Origin of the sequence: Bacillus sp. FSL R5-0712 (genome assembly GCF_038593285.1) — a bacterium.
Classification (GTDB): domain Bacteria; phylum Bacillota; class Bacilli; order Bacillales; family Bacillaceae; genus Bacillus; species Bacillus safensis.
Map to the genome: position 1 here is coordinate 1,017,432 of NZ_CP151981.1, position 19,697 is coordinate 1,037,128.

Below are 19,697 nucleotides of genomic sequence, written 5' to 3' on the forward strand. Positions count from 1 at the left end.
AAAATCAAGACAAATGACAAAAGCTCAAAAAACGAAACAAGGTGACTTGCAGGAAAATTTAGAAAGCGGCTAGCTTGAAAAGGAGAGACAAACATGTTTTCAGTATTTGCGAAATTAGGCTGGTTCTTTAAACAAGAGTGGAGGCGTTATACGATTGCTATTACGCTCCTGCTCATTGTGAATGTGCTTGAAATGCTGCCGCCAAGATACCTTGGCCAGGCAGTTGATGACATTCGTTCTGGTCAATTTACAACATCCAGTATTGTGTTTTATGTGACCATTTTTTGCTTACTAGGTGTCGTCGTCTATACACTTACATATTTTTGGATGTATCAGTTATTTGGCGGCGCAAATGTCATGGAGCGTGTGATGCGTGGGAAACTGATGCGCCACTTGCTTAAGATGACGCCTACTTTTTATGAAAAGAAAAAAACGGGCAACTTAATGGCATTAGGTACAAACGACTTGAATGCTGTGGCCTTAACGACAGGCTTTGGCGTTCTGACCTTGGTTGATTCCACTGCTTATATGCTGATGATCTTCTTTACGATGGGGCTGACGATTAGCTGGAAATTAACCTTAATGGCGATTATTCCTATGCCGCTGATGGCGCTCTTGATTGCGTTTTATGGAAGCAAAATCCATGAGCGCTTTACAGTCGCTCAAGATGCATTTGGTGATATGAACGATCGCGTTCTTGAATCAGTGGCAGGTGTCCGGGTCATTCGGTCTTTTGTGCAGGAGAAACAAGATGTCGAACGCTTTCGAGAAATGACAGATGATGTATTTCAAAAAAATATGCGAGTGGCGATCATTGATTCTTTGTTTGAGCCGACAGTGAAATTACTTGTGGGGATCAGCTACTTAATCGGAATCGGCTACGGAGCCTATCTCGTGTTCCAAAGTGATTTAACCATTGGGGAGCTTGTTGCATTTAACGTCTATCTTGGCATGATGATCTGGCCAATGTTTGCGATCGGCGAATTGATTAATATTATGCAAAGAGGAAATGCGTCGTTAGACCGGTTAAATCATACACTCAGCTACAAGCCGGACGTAACAGATGCTGCTCAGCCGAAAACGTTACAAGAGCCTGGAGATATTGAGTTTGATCATGTGACATTCAGATATCCAACCTCATCTAAAGATAATCTCATTGATGTGTCCTTTACCGTTCGAAAAGGGCAGACGATTGGGATTACAGGCAAAACGGGAAGCGGCAAAACGACCATTGTCAAACAGCTTCTGCGCCAGTACCCGGCAGGTGATGGGCAAATCTTGCTATCAGGTGTTCCGATCCAAGACATTGAATTAGATCAGTTATTTCAATGGATCGGATATGTACCGCAGGATCATATACTTTTCTCAAAAAGCGTGGAACAGAATATGCGCTTTGGTCATCGTGACGCGAAACAAGATGAGTTAGCACAAGCAATCAAAGATGCTTACTTTGAAAAGGATTTACGCCTTTTGCCAGAGGGTCTGGAAACCATGGTTGGGGAAAAAGGTGTGGCGCTGTCAGGCGGACAAAAACAGCGAATATCCATTGCACGTGCTTTATTAATTGATCCAGACATTTTAATTCTGGATGACTCATTGTCTGCGGTAGATGCAAAAACAGAAACCGCTATCCTAGAAAATCTAAGACAAAACCGTCATGGCAAAACGACGTTTATTACAACTCATCGCCTATCAGCTGTTGAACATGCCGATCTCATTCTTGTCATGGAAGAAGGGCGCATTGTCCAAAAGGGCACCCACAACGAGCTCATCCAGCAGGATGGGTGGTACAAAGAACAATTTTTGCGTCAGCAGCTAACAAATCAGCTGGAAGGAGGGGATGAGGCATGACAACAGGAAGAAGACTCCTTGCCTACGCACTCCTATATAAGAAAGTATTGTCTGTTGCCTTAATCTTTCTAATGATTGCAGTTGGTGCTGAGCTGACAGGGCCGTTTATTGGGAAGAAAATGATTGATGATCATATTTTAGGTGTAGAAAAACCGTATGTCGAGGTCAATGAAAAGACAGACAAAACCGTTTATTACCAGGGAAATAACTATATACGAAGCGATCGATTAAATAATGGAATGGATTCTGGAAAGCAAATCAATGTAGTGCAAGTCGGGTTCGGTTACTATTTTGTGAATGAGCCGATTCGTTTTGATGGAAACAGAAAAATATCGGGAGATCAGCTCACCATTAATAATGGGAACGAGCGTGAAACCTATGAGGTAAAGCGTTTATCAAAAGAGGAGATTTTCGCTTTTTATCAGCCAGAAATCAGTGGTTTGGTGCAGCTTGTTCTATTTTATCTAGGACTGCTCATCGTTGCGATTTTCTTTCAGTATGGGCAGCATTATTTGCTCCAGAGGATTGCAAATCGAATTATTCAAAAAATGAGGGTAGACGTATTTGAGCACATCCAAACGCTGCCGATCCGATATTTTGATAATTTACCGGCTGGAAAAGTTGTCGCGAGGATTACCAATGATACGGAAACCATTCGTGATTTATATGTAACAGTCCTTGCAAATTTCGTGACAAGTGCTATTTACATGATTGGGATTTACATTGCCATGTTTTTATTAAATGTGAAGCTGGCACTCATCTGTTTGGTCGCAGTACCGATTATTTTCCTATGGTCGATGACTTATAGAAAGTTTGCATCAGTGTACAATCACCGCATTCGTTCGATCATCAGTGAAATCAATGCCAAACTAAATGAAGCCATTCAAGGGATGACAATCATTCAAGCCTTTCGTCATGAAAAAGCGACGCAAGAGGAATTTGATGAGCTGAACAACAATCACTTTCGATATCAGCGAAAGATGCTGCATTTAAATTCACTTCTTTCACATAACTTGGTTAACTTGCTGCGAAATTTAGCATATGTGGCACTCATTTGGTATTTTGGCGGTGCGTCGCTAAGTGCGACAGGCATTGTGTCCATTGGTGTGCTCTATGCGTTTGTCGATTATTTAAATCGATTGTTCCAGCCGATTACAGGCATTGTGAATCAGTTCTCTAGGTTGGAATTAGCAAGGGTTTCATCAGAAAGGGTTTTCCGATTATTAGATGAACCAGGAACAGAAGTGGAAGAACCTGTTCAGAAGAAGCTGGAGGGACACGTTCAGTTCAAAGATGTCACCTTTGCTTATAATGAAGGGAAAAATGTCTTAAAGAACATTACGTTTGAAGCGAAGAAAGGTCAAACGGTTGCACTTGTGGGGCATACTGGTTCTGGGAAAAGCTCGATCATGAACTTGCTGCTGCGTTTTTATGACATTCAGCAAGGAGACATTCTCATAGATGGCGAAAGCATTTATGATCAGTCGCGCCAAACGCTCCGTAAACAAATGGGCATTGTGCTGCAAGACCCGTATTTATTTTCTGGAACGATTGCTTCCAATGTGAGCTTAGGAAATGAAGACATCAAAAGAGAAACGATTGAATCCTCATTAAAGCAAGTAGGTGCCGCAGAGTTATTGAAGCATTTGCCAGAAGGCTTTGATGAACCAGTCGTTGAAAAGGGAAGCACCCTTTCCTCAGGGGAACGTCAGTTGATTTCATTTGCGCGCGCATTGGCGTACGATCCAGCAATTTTAATTTTAGATGAAGCCACCGCGAACATTGATACAGAAACAGAAGCGATCATTCAGCGGGCGCTTGATGTAGTTAAAGAAGGACGAACGACTTTTGTGATCGCTCACCGATTATCCACTATTAAAAAAGCCGATATGATCTTGGTGTTAGAAAAAGGTGAAATCGTCGAGCGTGGCAGTCATGAACAACTCATGCAGCAAGAAGGGCTGTATGCACAAATGTATGAACTGCAAAAAGGTGCTGTTGCAAACAGCTGATGAATAGTAGAAAAAAAGAGCCTCATTCAATTGGAAGAGGCTCTTTCCTTTGCATGAAAAAGTCGAGGGTTCTGTCCTCGACTTTTACTGGTTATATTGTTTGGACAGGCATCATCATCAATAAGCGATGCCGACGCGTTGATGTACAAACTCCTTCGAATTTAACTGCTGATATAAAAAGTGTGCGGTATCTTCAACTGAAATTTTCTTTCCATCTATAGGGAGAAAATCTTTCTCATAGCGATATGACCGTGTCACTTCTCCATCTGGTAAATAGGTTGGACAAATAATGGTCCAATCTAGATCAGTCGATTGAAGGATTTCAAACGCTTTCGCATGCTCTTTAGCTGCTCGGGAAGTGGTCCGTCTTGATTCATTTGTTTCAAAACGGTAGAGCTCCGGCTGCTGCCTTGCTTTTAAAATACCTGCTGTACCAATTGTAATAATTCTTGATGTATTCGTTTGCTTCATGGCTTGTACGATATGCTCCATTGAAACAGATAATGTATCATCACCATCTGTTGATAGACAGCTCACAACAATATCTGCTCCTTTGATTGTCTCAAGCACATCTTCTCGATTTCTTGAATTGCCGGTGACTTGAAACATACCCGCAAGCATTTCTTCTCGGTTTGTCCGAATCAATGAACGAACCATGTAACGCTCATCTACTTGAACGAAACGAAGAAATGCTTGTCCTACACGTCCATGAGCACCGAAAAGAGCTATTTTCATCTGTTCGATCCCTCCACTACATACTATAAGTGAAAAGAACCCAAATTGGTACAACTTTTATGTGATGCTTTTTTTATAAAGATGAAAGGACCGAATACTATGAGCATATTCACATAATAGAGAGATCCCTACAAATTGTAAAAGTTCAAAGTTCATACCAGAAAAAATGTCCATGAAGATCCGCTCCTTTCTACTACATGATATGAGCTGAAAGGAGTTTGGTGAGGGATAAAAACAAAAAAAGAAGACACCATAAGAGGTGCCTTCTATGATCCAGATATGAAATTAAGCTTTTGTTCCGCCAAGGTTTTGTTGAGCGAAAGACACAAGACGTTTTGTAATTTCTCCACCAACTGAACCGTTAGCACGAGATGTTGTTTCTGCTCCAAGATTTACACCAAATTCAGAAGCGATTTCGTATTTCATTTGATCGATCGCTTGCTCTGCTCCAGGAACTAGTAATTGGTTTGAACTATTAGAATTAGCCATGATGTGATTCTCCTTTTTGTATATGATTTGTTTTTTTGGTTGGGTTTGCTGGAATCGCACCAGCGAAATGATCAAGTCATTTGCCACTTGGCGAAACCCAATGCAGTAACTGCTTTGTACTAAGTATTATGGTTATTTCCGAAAAAAACATACGAAAAAAGAACATGGTAAATGTTGTGTTAACATACAAAAAACCATCACCCAATGATGAGTGATGGTGCTGCTTATATATCTTTTTATTCTGCTGAGCGAATGCGCAGCTCCGTATCCGAATCAAAGAAATGGGCTTTGTTCATATTAATCGCAAGAGGGATAGACTGTCCGGCCTGTACATCGGTACGAGAATCAACACGTGCAATAAACGATTGACCATCGATAGAAGAATAAAGCATCGTTTCTGCCCCCATTAATTCAGCTACTTCTACGTCAGCATGAATTTTTGTGCCTTCAGACGCCTCTATAAATACTGGTTCATCGTGAAAATCTTCTGGTCTGATGCCTAAAATGACATCCTTTCCAATATAGCCTTGGCTGCGTAATACTTTCATCTTTCCTTCTGGTACACGAATATGAGTTTTTCCAACCGCAATGGCACCGTCAGAGAGCTTTCCTGTAAAAAAGTTCATCGCAGGTGAGCCGATAAATCCACCTACAAACACATTCTCTGGGTTTTCATATACATCTTTCGGCGCTCCTACCTGCTGAATAAAACCATCTTTCATGACAACAAGGCGTGTTGCCATTGTCATGGCTTCAGTCTGATCATGTGTCACATAGATAAATGTTGTTTGCAGACGCTGATGAAGCTTAGAAATTTCAGCACGCATCTGAACACGGAGTTTTGCATCTAAATTAGAAAGCGGCTCATCCAAAAGGAAAACCTTTGCATCACGTACAATCGCTCTGCCAAGTGCAACACGCTGTCTTTGACCGCCAGACAGTGCTTTTGGTTTTCTGTCTAAATATTGCTCAAGCCCTAATATTTTAGCGGCATTTCGAACCCGCTCATCAATTTCTGCTTTTGGAAACTTCCGAAGCTTTAATCCAAAAGCCATATTATCGTACACATTCATATGAGGATATAATGCATAGTTTTGGAAAACCATTGCGATATCCCGGTCTTTCGGCGCTACATCATTCATCCGTTTTCCATCTAACAGAAAGTCTCCTTGTGATATTTCTTCTAGACCTGCAATCATGCGAAGGGTTGTTGATTTTCCGCAGCCTGATGGACCAACAAACACAATAAATTCTTTATCTTCTATATGTAGATTAAAGTTGTCTACTGCTGTTACTTTGTTATCGTATACTTTATAAATTTGATTGAGCATCATTTCAGCCATTAGATGTCAGCCTCCCCAGTCCCTCTTTTTTTGAAAGCGCTTTACTAGTAAATAAAGTGTATAAAATGAGGAAGAGTCTGTAAATGGACAACGTGCACAACATCCTATTTTCATTTTTGGGCAGGGTGCTCAAGTCTTCATTCTTTATGAAAGATCGAGTAGAGTCATCATCAAATAAGCAGCGGATGCTTCTGGAAAATGTCGTATATCTAGCCCAGTGCGCTCAATAAATTTATCAATTCGATATTGAAGACTGTTTCTGTGAACATATAACGCTTTTGCTGCCTTGGATGCGTTTAAATTACATTGCATATAGGTCATGAGAGTTCGGTAAACATCCCGGTCAAAGACCGCTTCTTTAAAAGCATCTGAAATAGCATGAGAGAGTGCGGATGCATCATAACAAATGAACGAAGGCAGGCATTGATAAAATGTGGCAGCCCCTGATCTAAGCTTTTCTCGCTGCATATGGTATAAAAATAGCTGTTGTTCATTTAATAACCTCATCTGTAAATGGTCATTTGGCAAATGCAGCTGTCCTTGTATAAAGACTGAGTCTGTTAAAAAATCACTTGTAATAGCCAGAGACAAATCATTTAACTGATCTAATTGACTGTTTTCTGATGTGGCATTTGGTTGAATCAGCATAGCTGTTTCAGGGCCTGTCCATATGAAATGAGTATGTTCGAGGCTGTTATTCACAGCCTCTTTTATTTGCTGTCTTTGTTCTTCTTGATGGATCATTTGAAAATAATAAACACGGACGGGATGTTGAACAGTTAGTGGTTTGTTTTCAAAAAGATAGCTGAACCATTTTTGTTCATCCTCGGTCTGCGCTTTTTGAAATAGATCAATTGGTGTAAGAAAAGAGTTGAGAAGAAGTGTTTCTCTTTCTGAAAGCTCCGATTTGTTTACTCCAAATATTTCACCTTCGTCTGTTTGATACCAAAGAATTTGTTTGTCATGAGTAGGTGTGCTGATGATATGGTCTCCGTAAACAAGTTTTAATTTTTCTAACATGGCGGGGCTCCTTAAACAGTTTAATCATAGACATGGAACAGCATTAATTCGTGGATTTCTTCTTTTAAAGTTGGCTCTACTTCATGGGGCGGAAGCTGAGAGCCCCATTCAATGTCACCTGTTTTGTGGTAGATGCCTTCATAGTGTGCACCGTTGTGGAAAAAGGATATTTTCCAGCCTGGCAATTGTGCTTTCTTAAAAAGGGGTTTCCATTGAAAATGAGAAATCATATCATCATTGCCTCCTTGCTTTTATTGATGAAACAATAAACAAACACGACAACACGGAAACAACCTTGAACTTGATTTTATTGTATCTCATCTTATGAAAAGAGCATAGAAAAAGCATAGATTTAAGAGCACTGACATGTGACAAAAAAGCGTCAGTAGACGTTCGCGTGATCTGAAGTGGTGAGTGCCGTTTTTGAAAGGTAAGATGCGTAATCCATGATTCTTTTCCCAATCAGCCATTCTGATTTTTTCAAAGAGACATGCTGGAAAATCTCTCGGCCAGGGCGAGAATTGGCTTCGAACATCCAAATTGCACCTGTTTGATCAATGCCTAAGTCAAAACCGATTTCACCAATATGCCCGGTCATTTTTTTATCTATCACTTGGCTAAGCATGATGGCAGTATGAGAAAGCTGCTGTAAAATCTGCAAACGTTTCTTTTCATCTGGAAAGACAGCATAAAGTGTTTTCACCGTTCCCCCGTGTAACTGGTGAGTCGTGATGGTATGGTCTCCAGAAACCTTTGCTGCTGCTGCTGTGACTGTCCAATCACCTTCTTTATTTTTATTCGTATGAACTCTGAAATCCATCGGTTGATTGTCTATTTGAAGAAGCTCAATGCCTTGTTGTGCAATAAAATCATGAATTGCATGATCCTTTCGCAGCCTTTGAACAAACTGATCTATTGAATCATATGGAATAGAATTTCCGAAATTTGAGGATACAGTGATTCCGTCGTTTTCCTTTTTTAACTGATAAATCCCGTCTCCATGACTTCCGTTTGTCGGTTTTAAGTATATAACTTGATGCAGATGGAGAAGTGTTTCAATTTTACTTAGAGCGTCCACGGGATCTAATTGTACAGAATGTGGGAGAAAGGACCATGTTTTTTCATCTGTTAATAGCTGTTCGTGAATCTCCCATTTATTAAAAAAGTAAGGATTGAACCAAGGGATATCATAGTCTTGGGTGAGTTTTCGCTTCGTTTCTTGAATGAGTGCCGACTGAGCAGCTTTTCTATTTGGAAGCCGGTCATAAATGACTGACGGAAGGGGAAGCTGTTTTTTAACCCATGAATCTTCGTGGTACAACAGTCCTTCTACAATTCCTTTTTCCCAATCAATAGAATGTGACCCAAAAAGATAGGCAAAACCAGGATGCTGCCTGAAAGAGTGCAGCAGTTTGATAAAAAATTCTGATCTCGTTCCTAATGGCTGTGTACTTTGCTCAAAACCTGCAGTGAAAATGCCCATCAACGGCCCTATAAAAAGTGTATGGTCAATGATGATCACATCAGCTTTTGATTGGTAAGGAATCAGTAAACCTCTGTATAAATCTTCAGATAATAAAATTTTATTTGGATGCTGATGATAGGAAATGTTGAAGCCATCTACTAAACGAGATCCTAGAGCAAGAGAATAGATGGCATCTTTCTGTTTATAATGGACGGGAAGATGAATTGTTTTTTCACTTGTAAGGTGTGGGGCGATGATGCAGCGCTTTCTATTCATAAGAAACCTCCTTCGGTTGAGATTTTATCGATTGCGCATGTTCAAGAATGATACGAATCAATTCGTGTTCCTTCTCAGGATAAACATTTAAAAAAGCGGACCGCCCTGGCTTTGATCTGATATTTGATATGAAAAGTCTGCCTTCACTTGTATGAAGTAAGTCTACTGCGAATTCAAAGCAAGGAGAGTAAGTTTTATCTATATAAGCTGGGAGTGATGCCTGAATGGATGCCATATCATCTAAAAGGAGTTCCTTGATGTGTGGCTGCAATGTATTTAGATAGTGTTCAAAGCCTATCACAGGAGCTGATTTTTGTGTATGACTTAAAAGACTATTTTCTGCAGGTGATTTTGTGTGAATTCCCATGCGTTTCCATTGATTTTGTGAATCTTTCATAAGGAAAATCTTGATTTCATTGAATAAAATTTCTTTTTGATCATTCGTGTTGAAAAATTGAAGGAAATACCGGCCTGCATATTTTTTGCACCAGCGCTCCAGCTCTGACGTACGAGAAAATGTAATGGTTTGATTGGAACTTAGTTGAACAGTAAATGTTGATTTGCCATCAAAGGAAATGAAGTAAGTAGATGCTGCATGCTGATGGGAGAGAGGCTGCATTCTACAATAACCGCCAGCCCCGTACTCCCTTACCATATTGATCAGGTCTGAGGGCTCTTTTAATAAAAAGCAGCCAGGTAAATATGGCTGTGAAGCAGAGAGGAGACGGAGCTGCTCAAATAGCACCATTTTATTTGAAATGCCGGTATTCAAAAAATCTGTTTTTGGATATTTTTTTAGCCATTCCATGATGGGTTTTGCTTTTTTAGATTGTGCGTCATGCCGGTAAAGACATCGGTCATAAATCAAGTCGGGAATCGGAAATTGTGCGTCGGCAAACCCTTGGCCATTCGTATATGTTTGGCCTTGTATCATATTTGAAGCCGGCTTTAAATCAAATGGTGTAAAACGAACAACCTCTAAACGATAAGAAGAGGCAGCTTTGGCGAGCTGCCGTGTGAATGCCTCTTCATACTGCGGAGAAAGGCTCGCAATACCTAATGTTTTCATTAAAAAACACCTTCTTTTCAACTTCTTTTTTTACCATCAAAAAACATTTTTTTATGATTTTACATAAAGCTTACGCTCCTTTATCATTACGACAGATCGCTTGATCATATGTCTCGCTGCATGCTTCATTTGCTTGGGAACTTGACAACAACTATAATACGTATAGATCAAAACAATAAACCTCGGGTGTTGTTTGAAAGGTAGATGACGACTTTGAATATATTCACAACGTTTATCTTTATGATTGTTATCGGCGCAGTCATAGGAGCAGCGACAAACCATCTTGCAATTAAAATGCTTTTTCGGCCTTATAAGCCATATTACTTATTCGGAAAACAGCTTCCATTTACACCAGGGCTTATCCCTAAAAGAAGAGACGAAGTAGCCAAGCAGGTTGGTGTCATGGTTATGGAGCATTTGCTCACGCCAGAAGGTATTCAAAAGCGATTTGAATCATCGGAGGCAAAGCAGGAGATCCTGCGTACAGTCCATCAATATATTGACAAAGGCGCAAATATGGAGATCACCGTATTCTCCCTGCTAGAAAAATTCGGCGTTTCACAGGCTGATGTTAAAGCAGATAGATGGCTCCATCAGTGGTCTGACCAGAAGCTCGCTTCATTGCTTGAAACATATAACGAGCAAACTTTATCTGAATTGCTCCCGGTAGAAGTGGAAACCAAAATATCATCAAAAATTCCAGATGCAGCAGATTATATTTTAAAGAGAGGCATTCATTATTTTGAAAGTGATGAAGGCAAAGCCAGGCTTGGCAATATGATTGATGATTTCTTAAAAGAACGGGGAATGCTTGGCAGTATGGTCCAAATGTTTCTAGGGAATTCAAGCTTAATTGATCGTGTACATCCCGAAATCATCAAGTTTTTAAGAAACGCAGAAACAAAAAGATTTTTATCAGATTTACTTGTTCAAGAATGGGACAAGGTGAAGCTATTTTCTCTTCATGAGCTTGATGAAAAATGGAATGTGAAGGAACTTATTTTTAGTGTGAAAAATCAATTGCTTTCTCATTTCTCTACAAAGCTGATATTAGACAAACCAGTTGGAACATATGTCAGTGCTGTAGCGGATGACCTTAAAACACATTTTGCGCCAGTGTTGATTGATAAGGGGATCGAAGCGGCTTCAAATGCTTTAGAGAGTCTGCTTGCAAAGCTGCAATTTGAAGATATCATTCGTGAACAAATTGAACTTTTCCCGCTTGAAAAAATGGAAGAGCTTGTAGTCAGCATCTCTAATAAGGAGCTGAAGATGATAACATTTCTAGGCGGTCTTTTAGGCGGGATGATTGGTGCTATCCAGGCTGTTTTTGTGGCGCTATTCTAAGACAAGCTATAGAAATTTTAATGAATTCATTGTATATATGTGAAACGAAAGCCATAGTTTGTTATAGTGGAGTGGTGTCCGCCGATCATATCGGTGATAACGGATAGAAAGGAGACATAACATGTCTGTAAATCTTTATGATGTTGCATATGACCTTGAAAAAGCATTGCGTCATAGCGAAGAATATTCAACTTTAAGAAATCTTTATGATGAGGTAAACGCGGATGAGTCCTCTAAAAGAATGTTTGAGAACTTCCGTGACATTCAAGTAAACCTTCAACAAAAACAAATGACTGGTCAAGAGATCACACAAGAAGAAGTGGAGCAAGCTCAAAAAACAGTTGCTCTTGTTCAGCAGCACGACAAAATCTCTCAGTTGATGGAAGCAGAACAACGTGTGAGTGTTCTTATCGGTGAATTAAATAAAATTATCATGAAGCCACTTGAAGAGCTTTATGGGAATCCAGAAGAAAACTAATAGAAAGGGCGATGTCATTCGCCCTTTTTTGTTTTATTTTTTCTCCTCAATATCTTTTAAAAAAAGGTTGTCGAAGCACATAAATTCTGCGATAATACTTATATTGAAAGTGCTTTCAAAAGGCGCTCTCAAGGGACAATTGGGTGCGTTTCACTTGGGATTTATGGCGGTGAGCCAAACGAGAGAGAAGCGCTTCTGGGAGAAACGCAAAGCATCATAAGGGGATCTGATATAAGCAATGCTTTGGTGTGTAAATGATAAGGGGATCATGGGGAGCTTCATCACTCCATTGTAACGCATCCAAACCATACATAAAAAAAAGCCTAGGGGTAGGCTTTTTTTATTTATCCATCTATTCATAACCTGGGGCTCTTTCAACTGCATGTTCTAAAGCACCAAGCTAGGGCATATCCTCATCGTAAGTACAGTCATCAAGAAGGGGGATGCCTCAGTGTCAAAAAAACTACTTGCACTCAATATAGATGGGACGTTACTTCGTTCCAATGGTAAAATCCATTCTGCTACAAAAGAAGCTGTGGAATATGTAAAGAAAAAAGGGGTTTACGTGACGATTGTCACCAACCGGCATTTTCGTTCCGCTCAAAAAATTGCCAAGGCGTTGAAGATTCCAACATCAACCCTTGTGACGCATAGTGGTGCATTTATCGCCGATAAACTCGATGAGCCGCTTCATGTGAAAAAATTAACGGAAGAAAAGACGTTTAATCTTGTGCAAATCCTTGAAAGCTTCGATTGTAATGTCCGCTTGCTGCATGAAAAATTCTCGATCGGCAACCGGAAAAAAACGCAGTCTCAGCTGATGGGAAAGACGCTCATTCATCCGTCTGATCCTATTTTCTATCCCGTCCAATTTGTTGAATCTTTAAGTGATATGCTGATGGATGAACCAGTCAGTACACCAGTGATTGAAGTATATTCGACCGCGGAGCTTCAGCCTGAGATTCACAGGACCATTCAACAAGCATTCCCATCTGTTGATCTTATTAGGATCAGTGATGAGAAAATGAATATTGTATGCAAAGGGGTTTCGAAGGAAGCGGGACTTTCTCTTTTAACCTCTGCACTCGGTTTTACTTTAGAAGATACGGTTGTCATTGGTCATGGAACAGATGACATTCCAATGCTTGAATTGGCTGGTTTAGGCGTTGCTATGGGAAATGCCCCCAATGATGTCAAGCGCAAAGCCGATTGGGTGACGCGCTCGCATGATGAACAGGGTGTGGCTTATATGATCAAGGAATACTTTAGAATGCAGCAAAGAGAAGGATTTTTACATCAATTCGATATTAAGCGATAATACAGTGAAGGCCCTGTCAATCAAGAAATGACAGGGCCTTCGTCTGTTCCCTTCATTGCTTTTCCTACATGAATTTTGTAAAATGAAACAAGTTTGAAGATAAAGGTGATATGATGCGAATTTTAATTAAAGGGCTGTCAGATGAACGATTTCATCGCCCGCTTGTCAATATAGCCAATTTATTTGAAGAAGATAGTGAAGTGATGTTTGAACCAAGTGAACTGGATGATGGTTTGATCATGGAATTTAGCTGGAAGGAAGAAAATGGCATGGTGGAAGCATCTGGTCATATCGATGGATCAGACATCACCAGTCGTTTTTCGCGGAATGTCCCAGAGAGCTTGAACGATAAGGAGCGCTGGAAACAAATCAAAAACACAGTGCTGTCTGTTTATTTACACTTGCTTCAGGAGCACACAGGAATGACACAAAAGTGGGGGATTCTCACAGGAATACGTCCGACGAAATTGCTCCATAAGATGCTGAGAGAAGGCATGTCAAAGGAAGATGCACATGAGGCATTAAAGCGTGATTACTTGATTCATGATGAAAAAATCAATTTGATGCAGGAGATTGTCGATCGTCAGCTTAAAGCCATTCCAGATCTGTATGACCTTCAGCAGGAAGTGAGTATTTATATTGGCATTCCTTTCTGCCCCACAAAATGTGCTTATTGCACGTTCCCTGCTTACGCCATTAAAGGACAAGCTGGCAGAGTGGGAACGTTTTTGTTTGGTCTGCATTATGAAATGCAAAAAATGGGCGCATGGCTTAAAGAACATGGAATTAAAGTGACGACTGTTTACTTTGGCGGAGGCACGCCAACGAGCATCACAGCGGAAGAAATGGATTTGCTGTATGAAGAAATGTATCGCTCGTTCCCAGATGTGAAGCATATACGGGAAGTGACTGTCGAAGCAGGGCGTCCTGATACGATTTCGCCTGATAAGCTAGAGGTGCTAAACCGCTACAATATTGACCGGATTAGCATTAACCCGCAATCGTATGAGAATGAAACACTAAAGGCTATTGGCCGGCATCATAGTGTGGAAGAAACGATTGAAAAGTATCACTTATCAAGACAGTACGGCATGAATAATATCAATATGGACTTAATCATTGGATTGCCGGGAGAAGGGCTCAAAGAATTTCAGCACTCCTTGCAGCAGACTGAAGAGCTCAAGCCTGAATCTTTAACCGTGCATACACTCTCCTTTAAAAGAGCATCTGAAATGACGCGCAATAAGGAGAAATACCAAGTAGCAGACCGAGAAGAAATCACACGTATGATGGATGAAGCGGTCTCTTGGACGAAAGCACATCAATATCACCCGTATTATTTATATAGACAAAAAAATATTTTGGGAAATCTCGAAAATGTCGGGTATTCATTAGATGGACAGGAAAGTTTGTATAATATCATTATCATGGAAGAAGTACAGACAATCATTGGCATTGGGTGCGGTGCAGCGAGTAAATTCATTGATCCACGGACAGGAAAAATTACGCAGTATGCCAATCCAAAAGATCCAAAATCGTATAATGACCGGTATGAACACTATACAAAAGAGAAAATTCAATTCCTTGAATCATTATTTGTTTCTCACGTTTAAACACTGCGATGACGCAGTGTTTTTTTCATTTGTAAAAGGGTATATAAGTGATAAAAAGTTAAAGCAGGTGTACATATGATAGATGTGATCGGAATTGGGATTGGGCCCGCCAATTTAGGATTGGCCGCTTTGTTAGAGGAGTATGAGGATGTCTCATGCTGTTTTTTTGAACAAGAGTCTGAGTTTGCTTGGCATCCTGGTATGCTGATCAAAGGAACGGATTTGCAAGTTTCCTTTTTAGCAGACCTTGTCACAATGGCGAATCCAAGGAGCAGGTATACATTTTTAAATTATTTACATGAATCAAATAGACTTCACCGATTCTATACATTTGAACAGTTTGATATCCCGCGGAGAGAATTCAATGAGTATTTATCATGGGTGGCAGGGGAATTAGACAGCTGTCAGTTCGGGATGAAGGTAGAAGAAGTGACGGACTGCCAAGATGGCTACCTTGTGAAAGTCAGACGGCTGAACGATGGTTCGCTTTCTGAATATCGTGCAAAGCATGTCGTGTTAGGCACAGGAAGCAAACCAATGATTCCAGTCGATGTGCCTGAAGCAGCATACCCATATGTGACCCATAGCAGCCGTTATTTAGATCAGCAGAAAGCACTTCACGAAGCTGAGTCGGTGGCGGTAATCGGCTCAGGGCAGAGTGCAGCTGAAATTTTCTTAGACCTGCTTCAGCATCAAAAGAAAGGACAGCAGCTTTCATGGTTTACGCGTTCTAGTGAATTTAGAGAGCTGGAGACGGCAGAGCTTGGCCAAGAGCTTTTTACACCAAAGTATGTCGAGTATTTTCATTCGCTTCCTTATGAAGAACGTATGAACACATTGCCTAGGCTGACAGGATTAAGAAATGGCATCGATGCATCAACGCTTTCGCGCATTTATCAGGAGTTGTATCATCGCTCTGTTTCAGGTGAAGAGCCATCTGTGCTCATTCAGCCAATGACAGAGCTTGAAGCGATTCAAAGAGGAGAGCATCAGCCTTTGGAGCTGTATCTCAAACAGTGGCAACTGAAGAAAGAAAAAAGCATAACTGTAGATCATGCTGTATTGGCTACAGGGTATACACCGAATATTCCTGAATGGTTTAGTGCATATGAACCTTTGATTGAATGGGAAAGTGAAGAGCATTTTAAAGTGACAGACGACTTCAGGCTTGTGTTCAAAGACAAGCGTTCAAATCATTTCTTTACATTCACGAATCTTGATCATTCTCATGGAACAGCGGCAACCAATTTGAAACTATCGATTTACCGCAACCAGAAAGTCATTCGAACCATTCGCGGGGCCGAGGAAGCGCCAGTCAAGCAAGAAACTGCATTTCAGCAATTTGAATAAAACATAAAAAAGGGCCCAAGCATAGGGCCCTTTTTCATTAGATCGTCGTTTCTTTTTTTACTTTTGGTTTTTCAGGTTTCCATTTGAAGATTTTGTTTAGGATTTGATAGATTTTCTTAGATTCTTTCGTTACGAGCGGTCCTAAGATCGCAAGGATTAAGACATACAAAGCAGCAAAGGGCTTCAAAGTAGCGGCAAGTCCGCCGGCGATGCCAAGCTCGGCAACAATGATTGAAAACTCTCCTCTCGATACGATGGTTAATCCAATATTAGAAGAGGCTTTATGAGAAAATCCAGCTCTCCGTCCAGCGAACATTCCGGCTGTGAAGTTCCCAATTAAGGTAAGAATCACAGCGCCGATCGCAAGCCAGAAGGCATCACCCAATGTAAACGGATCGATACTGAGACCAAAGCTGAAAAAGAACATCGCTCCAAAGAAATCTCTAAACGGAACCACGAGATGCTCGATGCGGTCTGAGTGCTCTGTTTCTGAGAAAACAAGACCAAGTAAGAGAGCTCCAATAGCCTCTGCTACATGAATTGTTTCTGAAAAACCAGCGACAAAGAACAAAGCGGCAAAAATCACAATGATAAATACTTCGTTCGAACGGATATCAAACAACTTATTTAATAGTTTTGGCAGCTTCCGCGCAATGATAAAGAAAAGCATCATATAACCAAAAGCGATTAAAATCGATAATAAGGCACCGCCAACAGTAGTGGCATCTCCAAGGACAAGACCTGATACGACAGATAAATATACGGCAAGGAAAATATCCTCAAACATAATAATCCCTAGAATTAACTCTGTTTCAGGATTTGCCGTCCGTTTCAAATCGACAAGGACTTTGGCCACAATGGCGCTGGATGAAATGGTGATCACACCTGCCATAATGAGAATCTCAAGGAATCCAAACCCTGTGATAAAACCGTAGAGCAGTCCTAAGCTGAAGTTGATCAAAATATAAATAGATCCGCCGACTGCAATAGATTTACCCGATTTAATGAGTTTTCCGACAGAGAACTCAAGTCCAAGATAGAAAAGAAGGAACAGGACGCCCATTCTGCCAAAAAACGAAATGATCTCCGTGCTTTCGATAAATTTCAAATCAATGATCCCGATAGTTGGAGCATGCGGCCCAACAATCATTCCGAGGACAATGAGAAAAGGGATGATAGAAAATTTAATTTTATTGGCGATTAAGCTGGCGATGGCGATAAGAATTAGCGCCGTCCCAACTTCAAAGACTAAATGATCCATTCATCACTCTCCCCCTCTAGAAAGAAAATCACGTACCAATCGTTTCAAGTGTTTTCTTTCGCCCGAAATGACCATCGTATCATTTGCTTGAATAATCGAATCGGCACCAGGGTTGAGTAATTTTTCATTTGTATGTTTAATGATCGCAATCACGGTGACTTCATAATTTTGTCTCACATCTAAATCACCGAGTGTATGTCCAACCGCTTTTGCACCTTTTTCCACTTTAAACCATTCAATGATTAAGTCGTTGAAGGCCATTTCAATGGTTTCTAATGCCTGCGGTTTATACACCATACCGCCGATAATAGCAGCGATTTGCCGGGATTCAGCATCATCGAGTGAAATGGTAGACAGCACTTCATCTGGATCATCATCGTCAAAACGATAAATTTCCCGTCTGCCATCATCATGAATCACAATCGTCATCTTTTCTCTATTTCTCGTTTCAATTTCAAATTTCTTTCCGATCCCAGGAAGATCATTTTCTTTAATGTTCATTTTATCCCTCCGAATTTGATAGTCTGTGTTTTTATATAGTAAATGCGGATGAAATAAAATGAATCAGTAGAGGTAATTAGATTGATACATAACGGGGATCGCACACTTCATTTCCAAAAAACATAGATCAATGGACAATGCAGCTGATGGGGCAGGCTTTGGCAGAAAAGTCTTGGCATCCATCATTGATAATCTGTCCTTCAACAGAATGGATGAAGCATGTTTTTTTGAAAACGAAGGTGTCTTCACAGCATTGATTTCTTCATCATAAATGGATGGAGAAATCAGGCTAGGTGTGCTCGCTTCTGCCTGTGAAGCAAAAACGACATTTGAAAAAGGAGAAAACATGACGATGAAGCTAACCAATATCATGATGGAACATCTGATCAATCATCCTCCTCCTTTCAAATTTATTTTCTTTCTTTTTTTACTATATAAAAATATATTTCTTGTTTCAATCATTATGCTTATTTTAGTATCAATTGATCTTGAAATTTTTTGTTTAGAGAAAAAGGTTTTACATGATGGAAATGGAAGTAAGTTATGAGCTTTTAAAAGAAGAGGGGGATGGATGATGACATATATCAATTGTCAGTTAGACGGGGATGTTTTTGAAATCGTTTTCAATAGGCCTGAAGCTTATAATTCTTTTCATGTGGACATGTTTGCTGAATTCAAAGAAGCATGTGATGCAGCGGAGGAAAGCAGTGCAAAAGTCGTTGTCATCAAGGGAGCAGGAAAAGGATTTTCAGCAGGCGGAGATATTGGGATGATGCTCAAGCAGGAAAGTGAAGAAGATTTCCATCGTGTGATGGATTTGATCGATGGTATTACACTTTCTCTAGCTGGTATGAAAAAAGTGACGATTGCGCTTGTCCACGGGTCAGCAGCAGGCCTCGCCTTTAGCTTTGCTCTAAGCTGTGACTACTTGTTTATGCATCAGGATGCAAAACTCGCCATGAATTTTAATGGAGTAGGATTAATTCCAGATGGCGGGGGGCATTTTTTCCTCACAAAAAGAGTCAGTGAGCAAACCGCTAAACAATTGATTTGGAGCGGACAAAAGCTGCCGGCTGAAGAAGCGTTAAAGCTGCGCCTTGCAGACGGGGTGTTTCAGGATGAGGTCGATACGTACCAAAAAGTGTGTGTGAAGCCATTTATGAACATGCCGCTTCAAGCCTTTATCGAAACAAAGATGCTCTATTTCCAGCAGTCAGAATCAAAGCTCTTAGCCGTTCTTCAAAAAGAGAGAGCCGCACAGGCAAGACTGAGAAAAAGTCATGATCACAAGGAAGGTATACAAGCCTTTTTAGAAAAAAGACGTCCTGTCTTTCAAAAAGCATAAATGAACATGAGGCCGGCGAAAGCCGGCTTTTTTAACGTTCAAATAAAAGCAGCTTTCCTGCTTGATCAACGAGTCGATGAGAATGCTTTGTGTATTGCTGTTCCATTAAGCGATGACGTCCTAATTCCTTTGCTTTCTTGTCACTATCCGCTGTGATTTTTTCATTTAATAAAGTCTCACCCGACCGGTCAAATACGGTTAGAAAGTATGTCTTCTCCATTCCT

General features: G+C 40.5%; 19 protein-coding genes. 8 read left to right on the forward strand and 11 right to left on the reverse strand.

The genetic code is table 11. The features are described from left to right. The first annotated feature begins 93 nt into the window (after positions 1-93). Both NSU11_RS04950 and NSU11_RS04955 read left to right on the forward strand, forming a co-directional pair. Entirely contained in the window at positions 94-1,851 is a 1,758-nt protein-coding gene (locus NSU11_RS04950; RefSeq protein WP_034282232.1) for an ABC transporter transmembrane domain-containing protein, read from the forward strand. Further along, complete coding sequence (locus NSU11_RS04955) at positions 1,848-3,863, forward strand: ABC transporter ATP-binding protein (protein WP_025093326.1); 2,016 nt, start codon at positions 1,848-1,850, stop codon at positions 3,861-3,863. Before NSU11_RS04950 ends, NSU11_RS04955 begins: the two co-directional genes overlap by 4 nt. Before the next feature lie 117 nt (positions 3,864-3,980). Here the strand turns inward: NSU11_RS04955 and NSU11_RS04960 are convergent, their stop codons facing one another. The 7 genes from NSU11_RS04960 to NSU11_RS04990 form a co-directional block, all read right to left on the reverse strand. Further along, the gene (locus NSU11_RS04960) at positions 3,981-4,598 is read right to left on the reverse strand and encodes an NAD(P)H-binding protein (protein ID WP_024425743.1); all 618 of its coding nucleotides are present in this window, start codon (positions 4,596-4,598) and stop codon (positions 3,981-3,983) included. A gap of 285 nt (positions 4,599-4,883) precedes the next feature. Further along, positions 4,884-5,087 carry an alpha/beta-type small acid-soluble spore protein gene (locus tag NSU11_RS04965; protein ID WP_024425744.1) on the reverse strand — a complete coding sequence of 68 codons (204 nt, stop codon included), beginning with the start codon at positions 5,085-5,087 and terminating at the stop codon, positions 4,884-4,886. A gap of 236 nt (positions 5,088-5,323) precedes the next feature. Beyond that, positions 5,324-6,430 carry a sn-glycerol-3-phosphate ABC transporter ATP-binding protein UgpC gene (gene ugpC / locus NSU11_RS04970; RefSeq protein ID WP_024425745.1) on the reverse strand — a complete coding sequence of 369 codons (1,107 nt, stop codon included), beginning with the start codon at positions 6,428-6,430 and terminating at the stop codon, positions 5,324-5,326. A 144-nt stretch (positions 6,431-6,574) separates the two neighbouring features. Then, complete coding sequence (locus tag NSU11_RS04975) at positions 6,575-7,450, reverse strand: helix-turn-helix domain-containing protein (protein ID WP_024426580.1); 876 nt, start codon at positions 7,448-7,450, stop codon at positions 6,575-6,577. A gap of 20 nt (positions 7,451-7,470) precedes the next feature. Next, a complete protein-coding gene (locus NSU11_RS04980) occupies positions 7,471-7,680 on the reverse strand; it encodes a YheE family protein (protein WP_003211787.1) in 210 nt (69 codons plus the stop codon). A gap of 152 nt (positions 7,681-7,832) precedes the next feature. Next, positions 7,833-9,191 (reverse strand): YheC/YheD family protein, encoded by a 1,359-nt coding sequence (locus NSU11_RS04985; protein WP_025093327.1) that lies wholly within the window; start codon positions 9,189-9,191, stop codon positions 7,833-7,835. Beyond that, a complete protein-coding gene (locus NSU11_RS04990; RefSeq protein ID WP_025093328.1) occupies positions 9,184-10,260 on the reverse strand; it encodes a YheC/YheD family protein in 1,077 nt (358 codons plus the stop codon). The genes NSU11_RS04985 and NSU11_RS04990 overlap by 8 nt, the downstream gene beginning before the upstream one ends. A 213-nt stretch (positions 10,261-10,473) precedes the next feature. Between NSU11_RS04990 and NSU11_RS04995 the strand changes: the two genes are divergently transcribed. The 5 genes from NSU11_RS04995 to NSU11_RS05015 all read left to right on the forward strand — a co-directional run bounded on the left by NSU11_RS04995 (position 10,474) and on the right by NSU11_RS05015 (position 16,366). After that, positions 10,474-11,607 carry a DUF445 family protein gene (locus NSU11_RS04995; RefSeq protein WP_024426577.1) on the forward strand — a complete coding sequence of 378 codons (1,134 nt, stop codon included), beginning with the start codon at positions 10,474-10,476 and terminating at the stop codon, positions 11,605-11,607. A gap of 121 nt (positions 11,608-11,728) precedes the next feature. Next, the gene (locus NSU11_RS05000) at positions 11,729-12,085 is read left to right on the forward strand and encodes a YlbF family regulator (RefSeq protein WP_024425750.1); all 357 of its coding nucleotides are present in this window, start codon (positions 11,729-11,731) and stop codon (positions 12,083-12,085) included. A gap of 451 nt (positions 12,086-12,536) precedes the next feature. Next, entirely contained in the window at positions 12,537-13,403 is an 867-nt protein-coding gene (locus NSU11_RS05005; protein ID WP_039177545.1) for a Cof-type HAD-IIB family hydrolase, read from the forward strand. A gap of 113 nt (positions 13,404-13,516) precedes the next feature. Next, positions 13,517-15,016 (forward strand): coproporphyrinogen III oxidase, encoded by a 1,500-nt coding sequence (locus NSU11_RS05010; protein ID WP_206534474.1) that lies wholly within the window; start codon positions 13,517-13,519, stop codon positions 15,014-15,016. 75 nt (positions 15,017-15,091) lie between these two features. Continuing rightward, positions 15,092-16,366, forward strand: coding sequence for a SidA/IucD/PvdA family monooxygenase (locus NSU11_RS05015; RefSeq protein WP_206533957.1), 1,275 nt, complete (start codon positions 15,092-15,094; stop codon positions 16,364-16,366). 37 nt (positions 16,367-16,403) lie between these two features. On the opposite strand, the gene NSU11_RS05020 is transcribed toward NSU11_RS05015, so the two are convergent. From NSU11_RS05020 to NSU11_RS05030, 3 genes are all read right to left on the reverse strand, one after another. Further along, positions 16,404-17,627: a cation:proton antiporter gene (locus NSU11_RS05020; protein ID WP_024426572.1), complete on the reverse strand. Its 1,224-nt coding sequence runs from the start codon at positions 17,625-17,627 to the stop codon at positions 16,404-16,406. Positions 17,628-17,630: 3 nt separating this feature from the next. Continuing rightward, the gene (locus NSU11_RS05025) at positions 17,631-18,128 is read right to left on the reverse strand and encodes a cation:proton antiporter regulatory subunit (protein ID WP_024425442.1); all 498 of its coding nucleotides are present in this window, start codon (positions 18,126-18,128) and stop codon (positions 17,631-17,633) included. 63 nt (positions 18,129-18,191) lie between these two features. Then, complete coding sequence (locus tag NSU11_RS05030; protein WP_224426399.1) at positions 18,192-18,518, reverse strand: potassium:proton antiporter; 327 nt, start codon at positions 18,516-18,518, stop codon at positions 18,192-18,194. Between the two features lie 181 nt (positions 18,519-18,699). Here NSU11_RS05030 and NSU11_RS05035 point away from each other — a divergent pair, with 181 nt between their 5' ends. Next, positions 18,700-19,473, forward strand: a complete 774-nt coding sequence (locus tag NSU11_RS05035) for an enoyl-CoA hydratase (RefSeq protein WP_342493824.1) — start codon at positions 18,700-18,702, stop codon at positions 19,471-19,473. Positions 19,474-19,504: 31 nt separating this feature from the next. Here the strand turns inward: NSU11_RS05035 and NSU11_RS05040 are convergent, their stop codons facing one another. Then, positions 19,505-19,693 (reverse strand): YhzD family protein, encoded by a 189-nt coding sequence (locus NSU11_RS05040; RefSeq protein WP_024425445.1) that lies wholly within the window; start codon positions 19,691-19,693, stop codon positions 19,505-19,507. Between the last annotated feature and the right edge of the window lie 4 nt (positions 19,694-19,697).